Here is a 21,294-nt window from a genome sequence, read left to right as displayed (position 1 = left end):
CTGGCGGGCCGGGCCGGCCTGCGGCGGCTTCGCCGCCGGGCGGGTGCCCCGCGCTCCGCGCGGGGTTTTCCCCACCCTCCCCCAGCTAACGGCCCCCAGGGAGGTGCCCCCACGAGCCCTTTTCCGCGCTGCGCGCGGTGGGGCCCCGGCCCTCCGGGCCACGGGCCCGGGGCCCGGAGGGGCTCCGCCCCGCCAGGGGCGTGGGTGTGCCCACGCCCCCGCCCAGGGGGCGCGGGCCCGGCCCGGCGGCTACGCCGCCGGGCCGCAGGCCGCTGCCGCGCAAGCCACCCGCGAGGGCGGGTGGGTGGGCGCGGCACGCCCGCAGGGCGCAAACAACCGCGGCTGCGCCGCCCGGCCCCGCGGGGCGGAGCCCCGCTGGAGGCCCAGGCCCGCTGCGGCGCGCAGCGCAGCGCACACCCCCGCGCGGAGCGCGGCGCGGCAGCGGAACGGAAAGGGCGGGTGGGTGGGCGAAACCCCTACCCCAGCGCCGACTTCACCGCGTCGGCAAGACCCGCCGCCACCGTCCGCGCCTGCGCCGGATCCGCCGCCTCCACCATCACCCGTACCAGCGGCTCCGTCCCGGAGGGCCGCAGCAGCACGCGGCCCGTCTCGCCGAGCTGGCGCTCGGCCTCCGTCACGGCCTCGGCCAGCTCGCGCGAGTCCCGCACGCGCGTGCGGTCCACGTCGGGCACGTTGATCAGCACCTGCGGCAGCCGTTCCATCACGCCGGCCAGCTCGGCCAGCGGCCGCCCCGTGGCGGCCACCCTGGCGGCCAGCAGGAGGCCGGTCAGGGTGCCGTCGCCCGTCGTCGCGTGGTCGGAGACGATCACGTGTCCCGACTGCTCGCCGCCGAGCGAGTAGCCGCCGCGCTTCATCTCCTCCAGCACGTAGCGGTCGCCGACCGAGGTCTGCCGGAGTCGGAGCCCCTCCCGCTCCATGGCGAGCGTGAAGCCGAGGTTGGACATCACCGTGGCGACGACGGTGTCCTCGGCCAGCGTGCCGGCCTCGCGCATGGCGAGCGCCAGCACGGCGAGGATCTGGTCGCCGTCGACCTCCCCACCCGCCGCGTCGGCGGCCAGGCAGCGGTCGGCGTCGCCGTCGACCGCGATGCCGAGGTGGGCGCCGTGCGCCAGCACGGCGGTCCGCAGCGCGTCGAGGTGCGTGGAGCCGTAGCCGTCGTTGATGTTGAGGCCGTCCGGCTCGGCGCCGATCGTGATGATCTCGGCGCCGGCCCGCGCGAACGCCTCGGGCGCGACGCGGGAGGCCGCGCCGTGCGCCGCGTCGACGACGACCCGGAGCCCGGTCAGCGTGTTCGGCAGCACGGAGACCAGGTGCGAGACGTAGGCGTCGAAGCCCTCGTCGTAGTCGGTGACCCGCCCGACGCCGGCGCCCACCGGGCGGGCCCACGGTTCGCCGCTCGCGTGGTCCCGGTAGGCGGTCTCGATCCGGTCCTCGAGCTCGTCGGCGAGCTTGTGGCCGCCGGCCGCGAAGAACTTGATGCCGTTGTCCGGCATCGGGTTGTGGCTGGCGGAGAGCATCACGCCGAAGTCGGCGCGCAGCGAGCCGGTCAGGTACGCCACGGCCGGGGTCGGCAGCACGCCGACCCGCACCACGTCGACGCCGGCGCTGGCGAGGCCGGCCACCACGGCCGCCTCCAGGAACTCCCCGGACGCCCGCGGGTCGCGCCCGACGACCGCCATCGGCCGCCGTCCGCCCTCCCCTTCGCTCCGGTCGTCCCCGTCGTTCCGCTCACTCTGGACGCTCCCCGCGCGCGCGAGCACGGTCGCCGCCGCGACCGACAGACCGAGAGCCATCTCGGCCGTCAGATCGGCGTTGGCTACACCCCGTACCCCGTCCGTTCCGAAGAGTCGTCCCACGGTTGTTCCTCCGAGATTTCACAGACGACGGACCGGGTTCCGGCCCGTCAACCAAGCCCTCAACCGAGCCCGTCAAGTTAAGCCCGTCAACCGAAGCGGTCAACCGAAGCGGTCAACCCAACCGACCGTCCACGACCGTTCACCGGGCCCGTTAACCCTATAAAAGGAACGCCCCGACAGCACGGAGTGCTGCCGGGGCGCCTGGGAACTCCCCCCGATTAGCGGGGTGGGCTCGATTAGCGCTTGCTGTACTGCGTCCCCTTGCGGGCCTTCTTCAGACCGGCCTTCTTCCGCTCGACCGCGCGGGCGTCGCGGGTCAGGAAGCCGGCCTTCTTCAGCGGGGCGCGGTTGTTGTCGACGTCCGCCTCGTTGAGGGCACGGGCCACGCCGAGGCGCAGCGCGCCGGCCTGGCCGGAGATGCCGCCGCCGGAGATGCGGGCGACGACGTCGTACCGCTCGTCGAGCTCGAGGATCTTGAACGGCTCGTTGACGGACTGCTGGTGCACCTTGTTGGGGAAGTAGCCCTCGAGGGTGCGCCCGTTGATCTTCCACTTGCCGCTGCCCGGGATGATCCGGACGCGGGCGATCGCGTTCTTGCGACGCCCGGTGCCGGCGCCCGGCAGCGGGTCGCCGAAGCGCGCCGAGGCGTCCTCGCCGTCGCCGGCGAACTGCTCGGGAGCGCTCTCGGTGGTGTACTCCTCGACCTCGGGAACCTCGGCGTCAAGGGTCTCAGGGGTGGGCTCGGCCACGATTCTCCTCAGATATCTCTCGTCTTAGGGGTGGCCGGGACTACTGCGCGACCTGGGTGATCTCGAACGCCACCGGCTGCTGAGCACCGTGCGGGTGCTCGGGGCCGGCGTACACCTTGAGCTTGGAGAACATCTGACGGCCCAGGGTGTTCTTGGGGAGCATGCCCTTGACGGCCTTCTCGACGGCCTTCTCCGGGTTCTTCTCCAGCAGCTCGCCGTAGCGGACGGACCGCAGACCGCCGGGGTAACCGGAGTGCCGGTAGGCCAGCTTCTGGGTCCGCTTGTTGCCGGACAGGTGCACCTTGTCGGCGTTGACGATGATGACGAAGTCACCAGTGTCAACGTGCGGCGCGTACACCGGCTTGTGCTTGCCCCGGAGAAGGGTGGCGGCCTGGGAGGCCAGGCGGCCGAGCACGACATCGGTCGCGTCGATGACGTGCCACTGACGCTGGACGTCGCCGGGCTTGGGGCTGAACGTACGCACGGGTCGTAGCCTTCGCTTCTTCGTGAATGGTTCCTGACAAGGCCACCCGACGATCACAACAGAGAAGGCCGACACCGCGGTGACGCAAACCGGGTGCTGGCCGCTGGCAACCATCCTGGTAGACCGGCGCAGGCCCCTCACGTGAGATCGAGACAGCCATACGCATAAGTTTTCCAACGCCGCAGGTTACCGTCCCAGCCACGGACGGGTCAAAACGACCCCCATCCGGCCCCCGTCCGGCCCGCTCGCGGCCCCCCTCCCGACCCCTGTCCGGCCACCTCCGCCGACTCCTCAGCCACGCTCCCGCGCGACCCGCCGCTCGTCCCAGACCGGCTCGGACGTCTCGCGCACCACACCGTCCTCGCCGAACACCAGGAACCGGTCGAAGGAGCGCGCGAACCAGCGGTCGTGCGTCACCGCGAGCACCGTGCCCTCGAACGCCTCCAACCCGTCCTGCAGCGCCTCGGCGCTCTCCAGGTCCAGGTTGTCCGTCGGCTCGTCGAGCAGCAGCGCGGTGACGCCGGCCAGTTCGAGCAGCAGGATCTGGAAGCGGGCCTGCTGCCCGCCGGAGAGCCGGTCGAAGGGCTGCTCGGCCTGCCGGTCGAGCTCGTAGCGGCGCAGCGCCGAGGTGGCGGCGCCGCGGTCCCTGGCGTGCTCGGTCCACAGGATGTCGAGCAGCGTCCTGCCGATCAGCTCCGGATGGGCGTGAGTCTGCGCGAAGTGCCCTGGCACCACGCGGGCGCCCAGCTTCCAGGCGCCGGTGTGCGCCACGTCGCCGTCGCCGGCGAGCAGCCGCAGGAAGTGCGACTTGCCGGAGCCGTTCGAGCCGAGCACCGCGACCCGCTCCCCGTAGAAGACCTCCAGGTCGAAGGGGCGCATCAGGCCGGTCAGCTCCAGCCCCTCGCAGGTCACCGCCCGCAGCCCGGTGCGGCCGCCGCGCAGCCGCATCCTGATGTCCTGCCGGCGCGGCGGCCGCTGCGGCGGGCCGGCCTCCTCGAACTTCCGCAGCCTGGTCTGCGCGGCCTTGTACCGGGACGCCATCACGTCGCTGTTCGCCGCGTACTGCCGCATGTCGAGCACCAGCCGCTTCAGCTGGGCCCGCTTCTCCTCCCAGCGCCGCAGCAGCTCCTCGAACCGCTCGAAGCGCCGCTCCCGCGCCTCGTGGTAGGTGCCGAAGCCGCCGCCGTGCGTCCACACGTCCGAACTCTCGGCCCCGGGGTCGACGCTGATGATCCGGCGGGCGGCGCGGGCCAGCAGCTCGCGGTCGTGCGAGACGAACAGCACGGTCTTCCTGGTCTCCAGCAGCCGCTCCTCGAGCCACCGCTTGCCCGGCACGTCGAGGTAGTTGTCGGGCTCGTCGAGCAGCAGCACCTCGTCGCCGCCGCGCAGCAGCGCCTCGATGACCAGCCGTTTCTGCTCGCCGCCGGAGAGCGTGCGCACCCGCCGCCACTGGGCCTTGTCGTACGGCGTGCCGAGCGCGGCCACCGTGCACATGTCCCAGAGGGTCTCGGCCTCGTAGCCGCGGACCTCGGCCCAGTCGGCGAGGGCCTGCGCGTACGCGAGCTGCGCCGCCTCGTCGTCCCGCTCCATCACGGCCAGCTCGGCCTCGTCCACGGCGGTCGCGGCCCGCCGCAGCTCCGGGGGCGCGACGGAGACCAGCAGGTCGCGGACGGTGCGGTCGTCCCGCACCGACCCGACGAACTGCGGCATCACGCCGAGCCCGCCGCTGACGGTGACGGTGCCGCCGGCCGGGCGCAGCTCCCCGGCGACCAGCCGCAGCAGCGTCGTCTTGCCGGCGCCGTTGGCCCCGACCAGCGCGGCGGCCTCGCCCTCCCCCACCCGGAACGACGCGTCGTCGAGCAGCACCCGCCCGTCCGGTAGCAGGTACTCCAGGTGCGCCACCTCGACATGTCCCATGGGGGCAGTCTGCCGCGCCGGGCCGCTGGCACCCCACCGGTTTTCGCCGCCGCCCCCCCTTCGTCCCGGATACGAGAACATCAGCTGACCGGATCGGCGGCTCCCCCCGTAAACTGCCGCCCATGAGTTACGGGCAGGGGGGACCCCAGTGGGTCCCCGGGGGTTCGAACACGCCGGACTGGAGCGCGCTCGCCGCCGACGCGGAGCGGAACCGCTCGCGCAAACGCGGGTGGCTCGTCGTCGGCAGCGCGCTGGCGGCGGCCGCGGTGGGCACCGTGGTGGCGCTGGCCATCGTCAACCAGGGCGGGGACGGCGGCTCGTCCGCGTCCGGCGGCCAGAACACCGAGCTGCCGGACGAGCCGACGGGCACCGCGAGCGACGACGGGGCGTTCGACGAGACCACCCTGCCCCCGCTCCCCCAGCCCCAGGAGTTCATCTCCGACGCCGACAAGGACATCGCGCCCTTCGAGGTCGAGTCCTTCTTCGGCGACGCCATGGAGATAGAGGGTCGCTCGTACGCGCAGGCCGCCACCGACGCCACCGAGGGCTGCGCCGGCGCCGCCTCGGACGAACTCGCCGCGGTGCTGACCGAGCACGGCTGCGCGTCCCTGCTGCGCGCCACCTACACGGCGGACGGCGTGGCCGTCACCGTCGGCGTCGCGCAGTTCCCGACCGAGGAGGACGCGGCCGCCGCCCGGGAGAGCGCGGCCGGCAACCTCCAGCCGCTGACCGGCGGTGACGCCCCCGCCTTCTGCCAGCGCGGCGGCTGCCGCACCACCAACAACCAGGTCGGCCGCTACACCTACTTCGCCATCGCCGGCAACAGCGACGGTTCCCCGGACAGCGGCGACGGCACGCCGGCCCAGCAGGCCGCGCGGGACGGCAACGACCACGCCTTCGCGCGGATCATCCAGCGGGGCGAGGCCCAGGCGTCCGCGTCCGCCTCGGCGATCGTCGAGGACCGCAACAACGGTTGACCCGGCCGTTCCGTCGAGCGGCGCCTCAGGCTCCTGAAGCGCCGCTCGGCAGCGAACGCACGTTCCGTGCCTCCCGGTTGCGGGCCGCGAGTCGGTCGTCCGGCGGGTAGGCCACCTGTTCCAGGGTCAGCCCGTGCGGCCGCACGACGTGCACCGCCGAGTCGCGCACCCGGCCGGCCAGCACCTTGCCCGGCCAGTCGGCCGGCCGGTGCCCGTCCCCGACGAACAGCAGCGCGCCGACCAGCGAGCGCACCATGTTGTGGCAGAACGCGTCGGCCTCGACCGTGCCCTCGACCACCCCGTCGGGCCGCCGCTCCCAGCGCAGCGCGCGCAGCGTGCGGATCGTCGTGGCGCCCTCGCGCTTCTTGCAGTACGCCGCGAAGTCGTGCTCGCCGAGCAGCAGTTCGGACGCCGCGTTCATCGCCGCCACGTCGAGCGGCCAGTTGTGCCAGAGCACCGAGGCGTACTGGAGCGGGTCGACGCCGCCCGGGTGGTCGCTGACCCGGTACGCGTAGCGCCGCCAGATCGCCGAGAACCGCGCGTTGAAGTGCGGCGGCGCCTCCGTCGCGCGCCACACCCGGACGTCGCTCGGCAGCCGCCCCGCCAGCCGCCGCACGAGCCGGTCCCGCTGCTCGAGCCAGACGGCCTCCGGCAGGTCCACGTGCGCCACCTGCCCGCGCGCGTGCACGCCGGCGTCCGTGCGCCCCGCGACGGTCAGCTCGAACCGGCGCGGCGACCTGGTCACGATCCGCAGCGCCTCCTCCAACTCGCCCTGGACGGTGCGCAGGCCCTCCTGCCGCGCCCAGCCGGAGAAGTCGTGCCCGTCGTAAGAAAGATCGAGCCGAACCCGAACAGCACCCGCCGCAACCTCGTCACTCACGGCTCCGATCCTCCCAGACCGGCGGCACTCCACCCCACATACCCGGTAGATACTTAGTACATACTTGGTATGCTCCGGCCCATGCCAGAACCGCTCTCCGAACCGCCGCACCGGACAGGACCGCCCGAGGCGATCGGCTACGCCGTGGCCGCGCTGATCCTGGTCGTCGGCGGGGCCCTGTTCACCACGCCCGTCCTCAACTGGCTGGTCGGCCCGGCCATCTGCGTCCTGTGCGTGGCCGCCGCCGGCCACCTCGCCGACCACCTCGCCGACCGCGAGGGCGACGCGCCATGAGCTGGGCGGCGCACGAGCTGGAGTCCTACCTGCTCCACAAGCACATCAGGACCAAGGTGTCCATCCTGGCCATCCTCACCGGCTGCCTCGCCCCCGACATGCTCACCAAACTGCCGGTCTACGGCATCGAGTTGGGCAACCTGGTGATCCGGCCGGAGAACCCCTGGGAGTACCACAGAGGCTGGCCGGGCGCCGGCTTCACCCACTCATTACTGTTCGCCGCCGTCCTCGGCCTGCTGGTGCTCCGGCTCTTCAGGAGCCGCGAGTGGGCCCTCGGCCTCGCCGTCGGCACGGCGGCGCACGTGCTCACCGACATCTTCGACAGCGTCGGCACGATGCTGTTCTTCCCCTTCACCACGCAGCAGTACAGCACCGGCATGTGGGCCTACGCGGCCCAGGCCGGCCGCTACGGCGACGCCGCCGCCTACTACGGCAGCCTCGGCCTGGTCTGGGACCTGTTCTGGCTCACCCTGGCCCTCCTCGGCTTCCGGGCCCTGCGGGCCCGCTACTTCTTCGAGGAGGTCGTCCCCTCCGACCCCGCCTGGGGCTGGTTCCGCCGCCGCCTCCACCTCTCCGACCGCGTCCTCCTGGCCCTCTACCGCGCCTACTTCGTCTACGGCGCCTGCCGCATCATCGGCTGGACCACCTGGGTCCACCTGATCGAGGGCGCCCCGATGGACTGGACGTGGGGCGGCCCCTACTGGGTCGAGAAGGCCACCCTCGAACCCACCCCCCTGCGGGAACTCGCCACCAACACCGCGCTGGGCCTGGCCGGCCTGGCCACCGCCCTCTGGCTCCTGTGGCTCCTCATCGGCCGCCCCCTCTGGACCGCCGCGGCCCCCAAGCCGCCCGAACCGGCCCAACTCGCCGCGTGAGGGGGATCGTTCGTTACTCGGCCTCGCCGAAGTCGAGAGGCTCGTAATCCCGCGCGTACCCCGCGAGGAACTTGGTTGCCGAGACGGGCAGTGGAAGGTTGACCGCGACGGAGAACTCGAGCACACGCTTCTTCGGGTGGTAACCCCAGAACTGATAGTCGGGGGCCCCGTGCTCCAGGAGGCCGGGATAGCGGTCAAGGACTCCAAGGGAATCGAGCAACTCCGGTAGCGCTTCTGCCTCGCCCACCGCGTCACGCTCTTCCGGAATCCTGACCCTCTCCCCGTCCCCCTCGGCCCGCGCGGGCAGTTCTTGAGCAAGCGCCCGCAACTGCTCGGCGTCCAGGAAGAACCACGGCCCCCGCCGGTCAAGCACCAGCCACCGGTCCGTGGACGTGTTGCGATAGATCACGCAATCCTGGTCCCGATGGATCAGCTCGCTGTAGTAGAGACCGGGCTGCTCCAGAGTATGTTGCGCACCTTCGGCCTCAACCGTGATCGAGCGCCCCCGCCCCGTGAGGATGTCCGCCAACTCCTCGCCGAAGGACGCCTTGTGCTCCCACTCGCCCAAGCAGGAGAAGTGCAGCGCACCGTGGAAGAAGCGGGGCTCTGTTCGCCAGGCCGCGCGGAGCAGCCAGTAACTCTGGACGTAGGTGGTCCAGCCCGGAATCTGCAGGACGAACCGTCCACAGATTCGGCATGACGTGACGCCTTCTTCCATGTCCCTCGGGCCTTTCTCGCTCGTCGAAGGGTAGCAGTCAGCCGATTCCGGGCACAGGCACAATGAACCCACGATCATTCACCGGACCGTTCGCCGGCAAGTCTCCGGCCGGAATGTCGAGGATCCCGTCCCCGTCGAAGAACCGCATATTGTCGTTCCTGCTGACAACGACCTCGACGTGACTGGAGAACTTGTTCTCAAGGTCTCTGGTCATGCTGTTACTGATCCCCTGGTAACGCTCGATATCGGTGGGCGGTCCAGGCAGTCGGTCCTCAGGGTGCGTGTGGGCGATGAAGTCGTAACCCTGTCCGCGAAGATCCCGCGGGATGGCCGATGTGACCTCCGTGCCACGGAACATCCGCAACTCGCCGGCCGGGTTCTGGATGATCGCGTGCTCGACCCCACTGAACCGCTGGAGTTCCGCCAGGTGGGAGACGTTCACCTCACCCGCGCGAATCCGGATGTGCCCCTCCCCTTCGAGCCTGCGGACCAGGTTTCTGGCCTTCGGCGTCAGGTCTCCATAGCGGATCTGCCCACCAGCCATCCGAGCGGACCGGCGAAGTCCGCCGCTCATCGCCCGGACACCTCCGGCCATCTCCGCCAAGCCACCGCGCGCGACCCGGCGGAAGCCGGCGGCGAGGCCGCCGAGGGTGGTGATGCCCTTCATGCCGGGGATGCAGTCGAGGGCGGCGAAGGCCACGTCGAGGAGGGTCGCCCGGCCGTTGGCGTAGTCGATGAGCGTGTCGGCGAGGACGACGAGCGCGGCGGCCAGCACGACCCAGGCCAGCGGGCCGCCGATGATCATCACCACGATGCCCAGCACCGCGACGACGACCTTGCAAACCTCGACGATGGTGTCCCAGTTTTCGGACACCCAGTGGACCGCGTCCTCCCACCAACGACGGTTCTGGATACCGGCGTCCGACGCCTCGTCCAGGTCGTCCGCGCAGGCACGGGCCGCGTCCTCCCGCATCTCCTTCGCCTGCCGGGCCAACTCCCGCGCGGCGGACAGCGCCTCCTCGGCCGAGTCCACCCGACCCTGCGCGTCCGAGGCCGCCTGGCCGGCGGCGGTCGCGTCCCGCGTCGCGGCCCGGACGTCCGCCTCGGAGGGCGGCTCCACGTCCTCCCGCTCGCCCTCACGTTCCAGCCGGTCGGCCTCGTCACCGGCCCGGGACACCCAGTCCTGCGCGTCGGAGAGCGCCGACTGCGCCGAGGACAGGTCCGTCTGGGCCGAGATGGCGCGGTCCAACGCCCGGTCGGCCATGCCCTGCGCCGTCTCCAGCTTCGGCCAGTACGTCCCCAACGCCTGAGCCGCCATGCCATACGACGTCTCAAGCTTCTCCAGATTGCCCGGCACCCCGTCGAACTCCGACCGGAACGCCTCAGCGGACAGGCCGGCCCAGTCGAGCACGGCCCGATCCTCGGACATCCCCCGCACCCGGCCCAGCGCTTCGGCGACGTCGTCCGCGAAGTCCTGGAGTGTGTCGGCGAGTTCCCTCACCTCGTCCGGGTGGCCCGGCGTCGGATCCGAGTCCATGTCGACCGGACTCCAGTCAGACGGCCGCGCCATGCGAAGCTCCCCCCTCTACGCCCATACGTCGTCGCACAACACGCGGCGTCGAGCCGACCGGTTCCCGCCGATCGATGAAGGTCAGAACGAACCGGCGCGCACCGCCGCGACGAACCCGGACCAGCTCGTCTCCGCGACGAGCAGCGCCGGGCCGGTCGGGTTCTTGCTGTCCCGGACGGGAACGGCCCCGGGGAAGTCGTCACGGACCTCGACGCAGTCGCCGTTGTCGCCGAGGCTGTAGCTGGACTTGCGCCAGGCGGCCACCTCAAGGCAGTTGCCATTGTCGCCCAGGCTGTAGCTGGACTTGCGCCACGCCGGGATCACGGACGCGTCAGGGATGCTTGTGCACCGCATTCTCGTATTCCTCCGCCACCGACTCGATCAGCTCCAGGGACGCCATCAGTGGGAGCGCGGCGGCCCTGGCCAGATCATAGGCTTGCCGGTAGCGCCTTACGAGCGCTGGTTCGTCGGTGAGTGCACCGGTGTACAACACCTCGAAGTACGCCTCTTCGGGACCGTCGGGAAACCGCATCAGCTTCAGCCTGTTGTCGGTGAGCGGATGGGCCCCGGCCGAGAACGGGAGCACCTGGACCTGGACGCGGCCGGAGCGGATCAACCCGGCGATGTGGCGGAGCTGTTGCGCCATCACCACCGGGCCGCCGACGACGGTGCGGAGTACCGCCTCGCTCAGGATGGCCCACATCCTCGGCTTCATCGGGTTGTCGAAGATCCTGGCCCGGCCGATCCTGTTGACGACGCGCTGGTCAAGTTCCTTGGCCTGGATGTTGGGTTCAGCGCCCAGGTTGATGGCACGGGCGTAGTCCGCCGTCTGCAACAACCCCGGCACGGCGCCCGCCGCGTACTCCTCGATGACCTCCGCCAGTTTCTCCGACTCGGCCGCCTCCATGAAGTGCGGCGCGAACTGGGCCTCGTCCAACGTGGGGAGCCACCGCTCGAAGAAGCCGTTGGTGTCCAGTTCCCTGTCGAGCCGCTTCGCGTCCTCGAGACGCGGCCGGCGTCGGCCCGCCTCGATGTGGGCGATCATCGAGGGGGACATGATCACCGCCTCGCCGAGCGACTGCTGCGTGTGCCCGGCGGCCTCCCGCCGCAGCCGCAGCTCCTCGCCGTACTTGCGCCGCGTCATCATCGGCTCGGTCGCGTCGTTGGCCACTGTCCGGTCTCCTCTCTTGACAGCGCGCCCGGAGAGCTCCGGCGGCTTCCGACCGTGACGCGCTGACGGCAGTCTGTAAGCGTGGGGCCACGCTGGGCAATAGGGCCTCACGTGTGACCACGGCAAGGACGACGGCAAGGGAGCCGAACGACAGATGAGCTACGACCGTGAGCGCGACCGTCCACTTTCGGACTCGGGGCTGCGACTGCTGCCCTGGGAGTCGCCGGAGGGCAAGCCGTGCTACCTCAGCGGCGACGACGCCGAGCCCGGACGGATCGCGCGGATCGCGGACCGGGCCGAGGAGGACCAACTCCGGTTCGGCGCCAACGCGCTCGGGCACGCCGAACGCGTTCTCGGCATTCCGACCGCCGGACCGCTCACGCTTCGCGTCGCGCTCCAGCGAACCGCCGCCTCGCTCGAAGACACCCTCCGGGTCGCCGACAGCCGAGGCGCCCGCTTGATTGAAGGCTGGAATAACGAATAGCGCTATTCGCTCTCGCGAATAGCCAACCCAGCAACGGGGGATGATCGCCCAGTCCCGCCGAGATACCGCCTTCACGGACAAACCTCCTGCTCTTGAGGAAGATTTGAGGTAGCGACGGCACACCCAACCCTCAGGGCCACAGAAATACTCAACTCGCTTTCTTTACAAGCGAAAACCCTGAGGCTACGCTCTCGCCAACCCGCCGACCACGGGTGAACATGGCAGAAAAGGAACTCGTTGTGCGTAAGCCATCGAAGAGAACCGCCCTGCGCGCGTTCGTCATCGCCCTTGCCGCGCTGGTGATGCCGGTGCTGGCCTCGCCCAGCGCCTCGGCCGTGGACTGGGACCACCAGATGCACACCGACGACGGAGACCCGGGCGGTCGTCTCCGCTTCGCGTCCTACGGGGACGTCGTCCAGATCTGCGACATCGAGGCCGACGGGTGGGCGGTCAACGTGCAGGTCTACGACACGGTGCACGGCTACAACGTCGACGAGTTCAGCATCGGCGGAAACGGGAACTGCAAGACCCACCGCGCGTCCAACGGGTACGACCTGGTCGAGGGCCGCTACTACCGGTTCACGGTCTCGCTGAAGAACAGGTACGGGCTCCAGTACCACGACTACGGAACCTGGAAGGCCTGAGCCACACCCCCAGAGCGCGTCGGTGCCCGCTCCCCTCCCCTGAGGGCGGGCACCGACGCTCACTCCGTGAGCGCGGCGGCCTTCCCCAGCAGGACCGCCCGCTCACGGACGTTGCCGCACAGCCGGGCCGCCAGCTCCAGCTCCGCCCGGGCCTCGGCACCGCGGCCGAGCCGCGCCAGCAGCTCGCCGCGCACGCTCGGCAGCAGGTGCGACCCCGACAGCCGCCCCGAGACGGCCAGTTCGTCCACCAGCGCCAGCGCCGGCCCAGGGCCGCTCGCCATGGCGACGGCCACCGCCCGGTTCAGCTCCACCACGGGCGACGGCGCCACCCGGCCGAGCGCCTCGTAGAGCAGCACGATCCGCTCCCAGTCGGTCTCCGCCACGGACGCGGCCGCCGCGTGGCAGGCCGCGATCGCCGCCTGCAACCCGTACGGGCCGAGGCCCTGGCCGCGCCCCACGGTCGCCGCCCGGCCGAGCGCGGCCAGGCCGCGGCGGATCGCCGACCGGTCCCAGAGCCCACGGTTCTGGTTCTCCAACAGCACCGCCTCGCCGTCAGGACCGACCCGGGCCGGGAAGCGCGCCGCGGTGAGCTCGCAGAGCGCGAGCAGCCCGTGCGCCTCCGGCTCCTCGGGCAGCAGCGCGACCAGCGTCCTGGCCAGCCGGATCGCCTCGTACCCGAGCTCCGCGCGCAGCAGCCGATCCCCGCCGGTGGCCGTCGACGCCTCGGTGAAGATCACGTACAGCACGCTCAGCACGCCGCCGAGCCGCGCCCGCCGCTCCTCGGCCGGCGGCGGCTCGAACCGCACCCGAGCCGCGGCGATCGTCTTCTTCGCCCGGGTGATCCTCGCCTGGACCGTCGGCACGGGCACCAGGAACGCCCGGGCGATCTCCTCGCTCGACAGACCGCCGACCGTGCGCAGCGTCAACGCCACCCGGGCCTCGGGCGAGAGCACCGGATGGCAGGCGACGAAGATCAGCGCCAGGACGTCGTCGTCGACCCGGTCCGGGTCCCACGGCAGCTCGGCCGAGCCGTCCCTCGGCGGCGACGCCGCGCCGGACGTCGTCTCGCCCTCGGCGAGCTGGCCGGCCAGCAGCGCGTACCGCTCGTCCAGCGCCGACCGCCGGCGGAACGCGTCGATGGCGCGGCGGCGGGCCGTCGCGAGCAGCCAGCCCACCGGGTTCGCCGGCGCGCCGTCCCGCGCCCAGGAGACGAGCGCCTCCGCCAGCGCCTCCTGCGCGACGTCCTCGGCGAGCGCGAAGTCGCCGGTGTAGCGGGCCAGCGCGCCGACGATCCGGGCCGACTCGATGCGCCAGACGGCTTCGACGACCCGCGCCGCCCCTCCAGCGCTCAGAGCTGGCCCGTCCGCTCGCGCCACGCCCGCTCCCTGACGATCCACTCGTTGTCCTGCGGGAACTCGTCGATGGACGGCACGCGCCGGATCTCGCACTTCGAGCCGGGGATCGCCGGGATCCGCTTGGCCCACTGGACGGCCTCCTCCTTGGACGCCACGTCCAGCAGGTAGAAGCCGCCGAACAGCTCCTTCGTCTCGCCGTAGGGGCCGTCGGTGACCACCGGCTTCTCGCCGCCGAAGTCGACCACCACGCCCTGGGACGGGTCGTCCAACCCCTCGGCGGCGACGAGCACCCCGGCCCTGATCAGCTCCTCGTTGAAGCGCCCCATGCGCTCCAGCATCTCCTCGAAGGGCGTCTCCATCATCGCGGCCATGGACTCGTCGGTGCCACGCATGATCAGCATGTACTTCGCCATCGTCGATCGTCTCCTCGACTTCGCGTCTCCGGGTCGCCGTTCCCGACCCTCTCATCCCCAGGTCGAACGGCGGCGCGGCCGATCGACACGACGGGCGGACGGATTCGAGAATTTCTCGGCTCAGTCGCGCCGCAGCACGTCGAGCGCCATCCGCTGCACGGAACGGGTGAAGTAACGGGGGTCGTCCGCCGGGGTGAGGTGGCGGATCAGGTCGCCGTCGAAGGTGGCGAGCAGCGCGTGAGCGAGGAAGTCGGCGTCGGCGTCCGGGCGTTCGGCGGCGAGCAGGCCGGCGAGGTGGGCGTGCCAGAAGCGGTAGCTGGGGTCCGCGTACCTGTCCTCCGCGCACGCCTGCTCGTGGGCAGCGAACAGCACCGCGTTGCGCTCGGCGATCGCGCCGAGGCCGTCGAGGAAGGCGAGCAGCCGCTCGCGGGGGGACGCCTCGCCCGGGCCGAGCGGGGGTGGCCCCGACCCGACGGCCGCACGCAGCTCGCGCGAGCGCTCCTCGAGCAGCGCCTGGAGCAGGCCGGCGCGGCTGCCGAAGCGGCGGAAGACGGTGCCCTTGCCGACGCCGGCGAGCGCGGCGACGCGGTCGATCGAGACGTGGTCGCCGCCGCCCTCGACCAGCAGCCGCTCGGTGGCGTCCAGCACGGCGCGGCGGTTACGGGCCGCGTCGGCACGCTCGGCCATGGGGCTCCTTCACGCGATCTCGCGCGATCTCTCGCGATCTCGAAACGGCGGCGGACTGTCGGTCCGGTTATGCTACCGTACCCGACCAAGCGGACCGACAGTCCGTATCGGTCGCTCGTCCCCAGGAGGTCCCTCCCCATGCGTGCGCTCATCGTCGACCCCGACGCACCCGGCTCGCTGCGCCTCGGCAGCGCCCCCGAGCCGGAGCCGGCACCGAACCAGCTGTTGCTCGACGTCCGCCACCTCTCCCTCAACCGGGGCGAGGTCCAGTTCGCCGGCCGGCGCCCGCCGGGCACGGTGCACGGCTACGACGCGGCCGGCGTCGTCGTCCGCGCCGCCGCCGACGGCGGCGGGCCGCCCGTCGGGGCCAGGGTCGCGGCCTTCGGCGCCGGGGCATGGGCCGAACGGATGGCCGTCGACACCACGGCGGTGGCCGTCGTCCCCGAGGGTGTCGACCTCGCCGACGCCGCCGCCCTCCCGATGGCCGGCGTCACCGCGCTGCGCACGCTGCGCAGCCGGGACATCCTGGGGCGCCGCGTCCTGATCACCGGCGCGGCCGGCGGCGTCGGCCGCTACGCGATCCAACTGGCGGCGCTCGGCGGCGCCCACGTCATCGCCTCGGTGGGCTCCCCGGCCCGCACGGCGGGGCTGCGCGAACTCGGCGCCCATCAGGTGGCCGTCGGCCTCGACGGCGTCGAGGGCCCGCTCGACCTGGTCCTGGACACCGTGGGCGGCCCACAACTGGCGGCGGCCTGGCGGCTGCTGGCGCACGGCGGCATGGTCCAGAACATCGGCTGGGCCTCTGACCTGCCGGCCGTCTTCGACCCGTACGCGCTGTTCTCCATCGGCCGGGCCAAGACGATGAGCACCTTCGGCGACGTCCACGAGGTCGGCCCCGACCTCGCCACCCTCCTCGCGTTCCTCGCCGCCGGCCGCCTCTCCCCCGAGGTCGACCGGCGCGGCGACTGGGCCGACGTCACCGAAGCGGCCCAGGACCTCCTGGACCGCCGCGTCGCCGGCAAGGTGGTGCTGGCCGTGACGCCGCCCTCGGCCTGACCGCCGGCCGCGCCCTCAGGCCGGGGGGATGCGCGCCTCGATCTCCGCCCTGGCGCGCGGGCACTCGTCGAAGGACAGCGGACACTCCAGCACCTCCTCGATGAAGCGCTTGGCCGCCTGGGCCTGGGCGATCCGCTCGACGAGCCGGGCGTGGTGGTGCCGGAGCAGCGACCGACGGTCCCCCAGGTCGTTCACCGCGGCGAGCAGTTCACGCAGATCGCCCAGGCCGAGGCCGGCCTCCTTGCCGATCAGGATCATGGCCACCCGTCGCAGCTCGTCGTCGCCGTACCGCCGCTGACCGCCGGGGGCACGGTCGGGGGTGAGCAGACCGACGCTCTCCCAGTGCCGCAGCACATGGGTCGCGAGACCGAACCGGCCGGCCAACTCGCCGATGCTCATGTCGACTTCCGCGCCGCTTGACTTCATGCGCACATTAACCAGCACGGTGAAGGCATGCGTAAACCCGAGCCCGCCACCCGACGGTCGATCAGGGACCGGTTCCTGCTGGGTGGAACCGTCGAGGACGTCACCCCGCTCACACCCCGCACCCGCCGGATCAGGATCGGCGGCGTGGGCGGCCCGGCCGGCGCGGGCGCGCGCGAGCTGGTCTGGCGGCCCGGCCAGCACGTCCGCGTCCTGGTCGGCGACCCGGGCACGGCGCGGGCCTGGCTGACGGGCTTCCGCGACATGCTGCGCAGCTACTCGGTCTGGGACCACGACGCCCGCGCCGGCACGCTCGACCTGTGCGTCCTCGACCACGGCGACGAAGGACCCGGCGTCCGCTGGGCGCGCGGCGTCCGAGTCGGCGACCGGGTCTCGTTCACCCGCCCCGAGGGCCGCGTGGTCCTCGACCGGCACGCGCCCTACCACGTGTTCGTCGGCGACGAGACGGCGTCGGTCGCGTTCCGCCCGATGCTCGGGACCCTGCCGGCCACCGCCCGCGTCCACGGCGCCATCGGGGTGGCGGCCCCCGAGGACCGCCTGCCCCTGCCGCGCGCCGACGAGCTCCACTGGACGCACGACCGGCCGCTCGCCGACGCCGTCCGCGCGCTCGACCTGCCGGCCGAACCCGGCGTGGCCTACGTCGCCGGCGAGGCCCACACCTGCCAGGCGGTACGCCGCCACTTCACCGGGACCCTGGGCTGGCCCCGCAGGTCCGTCATCGTCAAACCCTTCTGGGCCCCGGGCCGCCGCGGCCTGGACTGAGAAGCGCCACCCGGACGCAGCCGGGTGGTAATCACCCGAGGACGTACGACTCGTCGCCGAAGTCGGCGACGATCTTCAGCTTGCCACCCAGAGCCTTGACATAGGCCGCGAGCGTCTCGACCTCGCTACGCTCCAACTGCCCCTTCTCGATGCGCGAGACCCGCGCCTGCGTGACACCCATCGCCTGGGCGACCTCCACCTGTGTGGTGTGTTGACGCTTGCGGAGTTCGGCGAGCCGGTGCACCCGGGACGCGGTGATCATCGCCTGGGCACCACGCGTGATCTCGTCACGCTCGGCCTCGGTGAAGCCGAACTTCTCGGTGAGCGTCTCCCAGGAGACGGCCTCCGGATCCTTCGAGTGGTCTGGTGTCATCGCTCCCTGTCCTCTCCCGCTATGCGCTTCAGGTGGTGCGCGTAGGCTTCCTCAGCCGTCGCCACGGCCTCCCGGTACCAGCCGGACCAGGTTCCCGCCTTGTCGCCCCCGACCAGGATCACGGCCTGCCGGATGGGATCGAAGACGAACAGCAACCGCACCTCGCTGGCCCCTGCCGACCCGGGGCGCAACTCCTTGAGGTTCGGCAGGCTGGAGCCCTTGATGGTGTCCACGAGAGGGCGCCCGAGGGCAGGCCCCTCCTCCTGGAGCGCCGTGATCGCCTTGCTGACCTGTATGAGCGTGAGACGGTCGGTCCGCCGGAGGTTGTGCAGCCATGACAAGGCCGGCTCAACGACGACGATCTCCCACGGCATACAGAGGCACCGCCTCCCACTAGGCCAGTATGACACCAGCAGCATACAACATAGAGGTTGTACGCAGGGGTGCGGAAAACGCCACCGGGCCCGCTCCCCCGAAGGGGAGCGGGCCCGGTGGGCCGAACTCGGGGTGGGAGATCAGGCGTCCTTCTCGTCCTTGGACTCGCCCTTGGTCTCCTCGGGCGCCTCGTCGGCGGCCTCGTTGACGACCTCGGTCTCGTCGTCGGCCTTCGCCAGATCGGCGTTGGCCTTCGCCTCGTCGGCCTCCTTCACCGCGCGGCGGGTGGCACCCTCGGCTTCGCCGACGGCGGCCTGCTGCACGGTCAGGGCCTCGACCAGCTCGATCACGGCCATCGGGGCGTTGTCGCCGCGACGCGGACCGATCTTGGTGATCCGGGTGTAGCCACCGGGACGGTTGGCGAACTTCGGGCCGATCTCCGTGAAGAGCGTGTGCACGATGCTCTTGTCGGTGATCGTCTGCATCACCTGGCGACGGTTGTGCAGGTCGCCCTTCTTCGCCTTGGTGATCAGCCGCTCGGCCACCGGACGCAGCCGGCGGGCCTTGGCCACGGTGGTGGTGATGCGGCCGTGCTCGAACAGCGCCGTGGCGAGGTTCGCGATCATCAGCCGCTCGTGGGCGGGGCTGCCACCCAGCCTGCGGCCCTTGGTGGGCGTAGGCATATCTCTCTCCCGTCGTCTCTGCGCCAGCCGTGTCAGGTACCGACGTCAGTCATGGCGCTCGGGTGGAGCCCCGAACGCCCCGCCTGCGGCGAGCCCCGCCGCAGACGATCCGCACCGGCCGTACCAGGTACCGGTGACGGTGGGCCCGGGAGCGAAGCTCCCGGAAGTCTCGATGTCAGGCCGGCCCTCGCGGGCCGGCCGAAGGCCCGGGAGCTACGCTCCCGAACCCGGCGCGGCCCGGCGCGGCCCGGCCGGTGGCCGGGCGGTAGCCGTGGCCGGCGCACCGCGAAAGCCACAGCGGCCAGCGGTCAGTACTGCTCGGTCTCCGCGAAGCCCGTGTCGCCGTCGTCGTCGGCGCCGAAGGCGTCGGCCGCGGTGGTCGGGTCGAATCCGGGCGGGCTGTCCTTCAGGGCCAGGCCCATGCCGGCCAGCTTCGCCTTGACCTCGTCGATCGACTTGGCGCCGAAGTTGCGGATGTCGAGCAGGTCGGCCTCGGAGCGGGCGACCAGCTCGCCGACCGAGTGGATGCCCTCCCGCTTGAGGCAGTTGTAGGAACGGACCGTGAGCTCCAGCTCCTCGATCGGCAGGGCCAGGTCCGCGGCGAGCGCCGCGTCCGTCGGGGACGGGCCCATGTCGATGCCCTCGGCGTCGACATTGAGCTCGCGGGCCAGGCCGAACAGCTCGACCAGGGTCTTGCCGGCGGACGCCATGGCGTCACGCGGCCGCATGGCCTCCTTGGTCTCGACGTCGACGATCAGCTTGTCGAAGTCGGTCCGCTGCTCGACGCGGGTGGCCTCCACCTTGTAGGTGACCTTCAGCACCGGGCTGTAGATCGAGTCCACCGGGATCCGGCCGATCTCCTGGCCGAGCTGCTTGTTCTGCACCGCGGAGACGTAGCCGCGACCGCGCTCGACGGTCAGCTCCATCTCCAGCTTGCCCTTGTTGTTCAGGGAGGCGAGCACCAGGTCGGGGTTGTGCACCTCGACGCCGGCCGGCGGGGCGATGTCCGCGGCGGTGACCAGACCCGGGCCCTGCTTGCGCAGGTACATCACGACCGGCTCGTCGTGCTCCGAGGAGACGACCAGCTGCTTGATGTTCAGGATCAGGTCGGTGACGTCCTCCTTGACGCCCGGCACGGTGGTGAACTCGTGCAGCACACCGTCGACGCGGATGCTGGTGACGGCGGCGCCGGGGATGGAGGACAGCAGGGTCCGGCGCAGCGAGTTGCCGAGGGTGTAGCCGAAGCCCGGCTCCAGCGGCTCGATCACGAACCGGGAGCGGAACTCGTCGACGACCTCTTCGGTCAGGGAGGGGCGCTGAGCGATCAGCATGGTTACGACTCCAGTCTCCGGCACCCACTATTTGATGCCGGACCAGACGACACAGCGATGGTTCGAGGGTAAGGGCGGAGCCGGCCGAACCGGCCGACCCCGCCCACCCCGGTTACTTCGAGTACAGCTCGACGATCAGCTGCTCCTGCACCTGGGTGTCGATCACCTGGCGCTCGGGCAGCGAGTGGACGAGGATCCGCAGCGTCGACGGAACCGACTCCAGCCACGCCGGAACGGTCTTGTCGCCGGCCTCCGCCTGGGCCACCTGGAAGGGGGTCAGGGTGCGGGAGGACTCGCGGACCTCGATGATGTCGTTCGGCGACACCCGCGCGGACGGGATGTCGAGCTTCCGGCCGTTGACCGTGATGTGGCCGTGCCGGACGAGCTGCCTGGCGTGGTCGCGGGACTTGGCGAAGCCGGCCCGGTAGACCACGTTGTCCAGGCGGGACTCGAGGATGCGGAGCAGGTTCTCACCGGTCTTGCCGGACTGCCTGTTGGCTTCCTCGTAGTACCCGCGGAACTGCTTCTCGAGGACACCGTAGATCCGCGCGCACTTCTGCTTCTCACGCTTCTGCAGCAGGTACTCGCTGTCCTTGGTGCGCCCGCGCCCGTGCTCACCCGGGGGGTAAGGACGGATCTCGATCGGGCACTTCGCGCTCTCGCACTTCGCTCCCTTGAGGAAGAGCTTCTGCTTCTCCCGACGGCAACGCTTGCAGTCGGCCCCGGTGTAACGCGCCATAGTCTTTTGTCTCCTACTTCACTTCGCTCAGACGCGGCGGCGCTTCGGCGGGCGGCAGCCGTTGTGCGGGGTCGGGGTGACGTCCTGGATCGAGCCGACCTCGAGGCCGGTGGCCTGGAGGGAGCGGATCGCGGTCTCACGGCCGGAGCCGGGACCCTTCACGAAGACGTCGACCTTGCGCATGCCGTGCTCCTGGGCACGACGCGCGGCGTTCTCCGCGGCCATCTGGGCGGCGAACGGCGTGGACTTCCTGGAGCCCTTGAAGCCGACGTGGCCGGCCGAGGCCCAGGAGATCACGTTGCCGGACGGGTCGGTGATCGAGACGATGGTGTTGTTGAACGTGCTCTTGATGTGGGCGTGCCCGTGAGCGACGTTCTTCTTTTCCTTGCGGCGCACCTTCTTGGCGCCGGCAGTACGGCCCTTTGGCGGCATCTGC

26 protein-coding genes are annotated in these 21,294 nt (G+C 71.5%); 7 read left to right on the top strand and 19 right to left on the bottom strand.

Translation table 11 applies throughout. The features are described from left to right. Positions 1–476: 476 nt before the first annotated feature. From glmM to ACYVPE_RS28495, 4 genes are all read right to left on the bottom strand, one after another. Positions 477–1,877, bottom strand: coding sequence for a phosphoglucosamine mutase (glmM, locus tag ACYVPE_RS28510; RefSeq protein ID WP_461036604.1), 1,401 nt, complete (start codon positions 1,875–1,877; stop codon positions 477–479). Between the two features lie 236 nt (positions 1,878–2,113). Beyond that, entirely contained in the window at positions 2,114–2,626 is a 513-nt protein-coding gene (gene rpsI / locus ACYVPE_RS28505; protein WP_461036603.1) for a 30S ribosomal protein S9, read from the bottom strand. A 40-nt stretch (positions 2,627–2,666) separates the two neighbouring features. After that, complete coding sequence (gene rplM, locus ACYVPE_RS28500) at positions 2,667–3,110, bottom strand: 50S ribosomal protein L13 (RefSeq protein ID WP_132822137.1); 444 nt, start codon at positions 3,108–3,110, stop codon at positions 2,667–2,669. Positions 3,111–3,401: 291 nt separating this feature from the next. Next, positions 3,402–5,027 (bottom strand): ABC-F family ATP-binding cassette domain-containing protein, encoded by a 1,626-nt coding sequence (locus tag ACYVPE_RS28495; protein WP_461036602.1) that lies wholly within the window; start codon positions 5,025–5,027, stop codon positions 3,402–3,404. 122 nt (positions 5,028–5,149) lie between these two features. On the opposite strand from ACYVPE_RS28495, the gene ACYVPE_RS28490 reads away from it, so the two are divergent. Continuing rightward, the gene (locus tag ACYVPE_RS28490; RefSeq protein ID WP_461036601.1) at positions 5,150–6,004 is read left to right on the top strand and encodes a hypothetical protein; all 855 of its coding nucleotides are present in this window, start codon (positions 5,150–5,152) and stop codon (positions 6,002–6,004) included. 25 nt (positions 6,005–6,029) lie between these two features. Here ACYVPE_RS28490 and truA read toward each other — a convergent pair whose 3' ends face one another. Continuing rightward, the gene (truA, locus tag ACYVPE_RS28485) at positions 6,030–6,884 is read right to left on the bottom strand and encodes a tRNA pseudouridine(38-40) synthase TruA (RefSeq protein ID WP_461036600.1); all 855 of its coding nucleotides are present in this window, start codon (positions 6,882–6,884) and stop codon (positions 6,030–6,032) included. An 81-nt stretch (positions 6,885–6,965) separates the two neighbouring features. Here truA and ACYVPE_RS28480 point away from each other — a divergent pair, with 81 nt between their 5' ends. Continuing rightward, positions 6,966–7,178 carry a hypothetical protein gene (locus ACYVPE_RS28480; protein ID WP_461036599.1) on the top strand — a complete coding sequence of 71 codons (213 nt, stop codon included), beginning with the start codon at positions 6,966–6,968 and terminating at the stop codon, positions 7,176–7,178. Then, complete coding sequence (locus tag ACYVPE_RS28475) at positions 7,175–8,053, top strand: metal-dependent hydrolase (protein WP_461036598.1); 879 nt, start codon at positions 7,175–7,177, stop codon at positions 8,051–8,053. Before ACYVPE_RS28480 ends, ACYVPE_RS28475 begins: the two co-directional genes overlap by 4 nt. Before the next feature lie 13 nt (positions 8,054–8,066). Here the strand turns inward: ACYVPE_RS28475 and ACYVPE_RS28470 are convergent, their stop codons facing one another. The 4 genes from ACYVPE_RS28470 to ACYVPE_RS28455 form a co-directional block, all read right to left on the bottom strand. Then, positions 8,067–8,771 (bottom strand): hypothetical protein, encoded by a 705-nt coding sequence (locus ACYVPE_RS28470; RefSeq protein WP_461036597.1) that lies wholly within the window; start codon positions 8,769–8,771, stop codon positions 8,067–8,069. A 37-nt stretch (positions 8,772–8,808) separates the two neighbouring features. Then, positions 8,809–10,341, bottom strand: a complete 1,533-nt coding sequence (locus tag ACYVPE_RS28465) for a putative T7SS-secreted protein (protein ID WP_461036596.1) — start codon at positions 10,339–10,341, stop codon at positions 8,809–8,811. 81 nt (positions 10,342–10,422) lie between these two features. Continuing rightward, positions 10,423–10,695 (bottom strand): DUF397 domain-containing protein, encoded by a 273-nt coding sequence (locus tag ACYVPE_RS28460; protein WP_461036595.1) that lies wholly within the window; start codon positions 10,693–10,695, stop codon positions 10,423–10,425. Then, on the bottom strand, positions 10,673–11,512 hold the full coding sequence (locus tag ACYVPE_RS28455; RefSeq protein WP_461036594.1) for a helix-turn-helix domain-containing protein: 840 nt from the start codon (positions 11,510–11,512) through the stop codon (positions 10,673–10,675). Before ACYVPE_RS28455 ends, ACYVPE_RS28460 begins: the two co-directional genes overlap by 23 nt. 154 nt (positions 11,513–11,666) lie before the next feature. On the opposite strand from ACYVPE_RS28455, the gene ACYVPE_RS28450 reads away from it, so the two are divergent. Next, a complete protein-coding gene (locus tag ACYVPE_RS28450) occupies positions 11,667–11,996 on the top strand; it encodes a hypothetical protein (RefSeq protein WP_461036593.1) in 330 nt (109 codons plus the stop codon). 239 nt (positions 11,997–12,235) lie between these two features. Next, the gene (locus ACYVPE_RS28445; protein ID WP_461036592.1) at positions 12,236–12,640 is read left to right on the top strand and encodes a hypothetical protein; all 405 of its coding nucleotides are present in this window, start codon (positions 12,236–12,238) and stop codon (positions 12,638–12,640) included. A 59-nt stretch (positions 12,641–12,699) separates the two neighbouring features. On the opposite strand, the gene ACYVPE_RS28440 is transcribed toward ACYVPE_RS28445, so the two are convergent. The 3 genes from ACYVPE_RS28440 to ACYVPE_RS28430 form a co-directional block, all read right to left on the bottom strand. Next, positions 12,700–14,016 carry an RNA polymerase sigma factor gene (locus ACYVPE_RS28440; protein WP_461036591.1) on the bottom strand — a complete coding sequence of 439 codons (1,317 nt, stop codon included), beginning with the start codon at positions 14,014–14,016 and terminating at the stop codon, positions 12,700–12,702. After that, the gene (locus tag ACYVPE_RS28435) at positions 13,989–14,408 is read right to left on the bottom strand and encodes a YciI family protein (protein ID WP_461036590.1); all 420 of its coding nucleotides are present in this window, start codon (positions 14,406–14,408) and stop codon (positions 13,989–13,991) included. The genes ACYVPE_RS28440 and ACYVPE_RS28435 overlap by 28 nt, the downstream gene beginning before the upstream one ends. A 120-nt stretch (positions 14,409–14,528) precedes the next feature. After that, a complete protein-coding gene (locus ACYVPE_RS28430) occupies positions 14,529–15,095 on the bottom strand; it encodes a TetR/AcrR family transcriptional regulator (RefSeq protein WP_461036589.1) in 567 nt (188 codons plus the stop codon). Positions 15,096–15,233: 138 nt separating this feature from the next. Here ACYVPE_RS28430 and ACYVPE_RS28425 point away from each other — a divergent pair, with 138 nt between their 5' ends. Continuing rightward, positions 15,234–16,151, top strand: a complete 918-nt coding sequence (locus ACYVPE_RS28425; protein WP_461036588.1) for a zinc-binding dehydrogenase — start codon at positions 15,234–15,236, stop codon at positions 16,149–16,151. A gap of 15 nt (positions 16,152–16,166) precedes the next feature. Here the strand turns inward: ACYVPE_RS28425 and ACYVPE_RS28420 are convergent, their stop codons facing one another. Beyond that, positions 16,167–16,577, bottom strand: coding sequence for a MerR family transcriptional regulator (locus tag ACYVPE_RS28420; RefSeq protein WP_461036587.1), 411 nt, complete (start codon positions 16,575–16,577; stop codon positions 16,167–16,169). A gap of 27 nt (positions 16,578–16,604) precedes the next feature. On the opposite strand from ACYVPE_RS28420, the gene ACYVPE_RS28415 reads away from it, so the two are divergent. Beyond that, the gene (locus tag ACYVPE_RS28415; RefSeq protein WP_461036586.1) at positions 16,605–17,357 is read left to right on the top strand and encodes a siderophore-interacting protein; all 753 of its coding nucleotides are present in this window, start codon (positions 16,605–16,607) and stop codon (positions 17,355–17,357) included. Positions 17,358–17,388: 31 nt separating this feature from the next. On the opposite strand, the gene ACYVPE_RS28410 is transcribed toward ACYVPE_RS28415, so the two are convergent. From ACYVPE_RS28410 to rpsK, 6 genes are all read right to left on the bottom strand, one after another. Next, entirely contained in the window at positions 17,389–17,730 is a 342-nt protein-coding gene (locus tag ACYVPE_RS28410) for an XRE family transcriptional regulator (RefSeq protein ID WP_461036585.1), read from the bottom strand. Further along, positions 17,727–18,104, bottom strand: coding sequence for a type II toxin-antitoxin system RelE/ParE family toxin (locus tag ACYVPE_RS28405; RefSeq protein ID WP_461036584.1), 378 nt, complete (start codon positions 18,102–18,104; stop codon positions 17,727–17,729). Before ACYVPE_RS28405 ends, ACYVPE_RS28410 begins: the two co-directional genes overlap by 4 nt. Positions 18,105–18,245: 141 nt before the next feature. Then, positions 18,246–18,788, bottom strand: coding sequence for a 50S ribosomal protein L17 (rplQ, locus tag ACYVPE_RS28400; RefSeq protein ID WP_461036583.1), 543 nt, complete (start codon positions 18,786–18,788; stop codon positions 18,246–18,248). 308 nt (positions 18,789–19,096) lie between these two features. Then, positions 19,097–20,119, bottom strand: coding sequence for a DNA-directed RNA polymerase subunit alpha (locus ACYVPE_RS28395; RefSeq protein WP_132816539.1), 1,023 nt, complete (start codon positions 20,117–20,119; stop codon positions 19,097–19,099). Positions 20,120–20,231: 112 nt separating this feature from the next. After that, the gene (gene rpsD, locus ACYVPE_RS28390) at positions 20,232–20,858 is read right to left on the bottom strand and encodes a 30S ribosomal protein S4 (protein WP_461036582.1); all 627 of its coding nucleotides are present in this window, start codon (positions 20,856–20,858) and stop codon (positions 20,232–20,234) included. Positions 20,859–20,885: 27 nt separating this feature from the next. After that, complete coding sequence (gene rpsK, locus ACYVPE_RS28385; protein ID WP_019433438.1) at positions 20,886–21,290, bottom strand: 30S ribosomal protein S11; 405 nt, start codon at positions 21,288–21,290, stop codon at positions 20,886–20,888. Positions 21,291–21,294 lie beyond the last annotated feature (4 nt).

This window comes from Streptomyces mayteni (assembly GCF_054783955.1).
Note: the sequence above shows the minus strand (reverse complement) of the source record. Positions and strands in the feature narration are given on the sequence as shown.

Excerpts from the sequence above, each read along its gene's own strand:
- ACYVPE_RS28475 (WP_461036598.1), top strand. The coding sequence starts at position 7,175 with ATGAGCTGGGCGGCGCACGAGCTGGAGTCCTACCTGCTCCACAAGCAC.
- ACYVPE_RS28470 (WP_461036597.1), bottom strand. The coding sequence starts at position 8,771 with ATGGAAGAAGGCGTCACGTCATGCCGAATCTGTGGACGGTTCGTCCTG.
- ACYVPE_RS28480 (WP_461036599.1), top strand. The coding sequence starts at position 6,966 with ATGCCAGAACCGCTCTCCGAACCGCCGCACCGGACAGGACCGCCCGAG.
- ACYVPE_RS28465 (WP_461036596.1), bottom strand. The coding sequence starts at position 10,341 with ATGGCGCGGCCGTCTGACTGGAGTCCGGTCGACATGGACTCGGATCCG.
- ACYVPE_RS28405 (WP_461036584.1), bottom strand. The coding sequence starts at position 18,104 with ATGCCGTGGGAGATCGTCGTCGTTGAGCCGGCCTTGTCATGGCTGCAC.
- ACYVPE_RS28425 (WP_461036588.1), top strand. The coding sequence starts at position 15,234 with ATGCGTGCGCTCATCGTCGACCCCGACGCACCCGGCTCGCTGCGCCTC.
- ACYVPE_RS28460 (WP_461036595.1), bottom strand. The coding sequence starts at position 10,695 with ATGCGGTGCACAAGCATCCCTGACGCGTCCGTGATCCCGGCGTGGCGC.
- ACYVPE_RS28490 (WP_461036601.1), top strand. The coding sequence starts at position 5,150 with ATGAGTTACGGGCAGGGGGGACCCCAGTGGGTCCCCGGGGGTTCGAAC.
- rpsK (WP_019433438.1), bottom strand. The coding sequence starts at position 21,290 with ATGCCGCCAAAGGGCCGTACTGCCGGCGCCAAGAAGGTGCGCCGCAAG.
- rpsD (WP_461036582.1), bottom strand. The coding sequence starts at position 20,858 with ATGGCGCGTTACACCGGGGCCGACTGCAAGCGTTGCCGTCGGGAGAAG.
- rplQ (WP_461036583.1), bottom strand. The coding sequence starts at position 18,788 with ATGCCTACGCCCACCAAGGGCCGCAGGCTGGGTGGCAGCCCCGCCCAC.
- ACYVPE_RS28430 (WP_461036589.1), bottom strand. The coding sequence starts at position 15,095 with ATGGCCGAGCGTGCCGACGCGGCCCGTAACCGCCGCGCCGTGCTGGAC.
- ACYVPE_RS28420 (WP_461036587.1), bottom strand. The coding sequence starts at position 16,577 with ATGAAGTCAAGCGGCGCGGAAGTCGACATGAGCATCGGCGAGTTGGCC.
- ACYVPE_RS28435 (WP_461036590.1), bottom strand. The coding sequence starts at position 14,408 with ATGGCGAAGTACATGCTGATCATGCGTGGCACCGACGAGTCCATGGCC.
- ACYVPE_RS28450 (WP_461036593.1), top strand. The coding sequence starts at position 11,667 with ATGAGCTACGACCGTGAGCGCGACCGTCCACTTTCGGACTCGGGGCTG.
- ACYVPE_RS28410 (WP_461036585.1), bottom strand. The coding sequence starts at position 17,730 with ATGACACCAGACCACTCGAAGGATCCGGAGGCCGTCTCCTGGGAGACG.
- ACYVPE_RS28495 (WP_461036602.1), bottom strand. The coding sequence starts at position 5,027 with ATGGGACATGTCGAGGTGGCGCACCTGGAGTACCTGCTACCGGACGGG.
- ACYVPE_RS28395 (WP_132816539.1), bottom strand. The coding sequence starts at position 20,119 with ATGCTGATCGCTCAGCGCCCCTCCCTGACCGAAGAGGTCGTCGACGAG.
- ACYVPE_RS28415 (WP_461036586.1), top strand. The coding sequence starts at position 16,605 with ATGCGTAAACCCGAGCCCGCCACCCGACGGTCGATCAGGGACCGGTTC.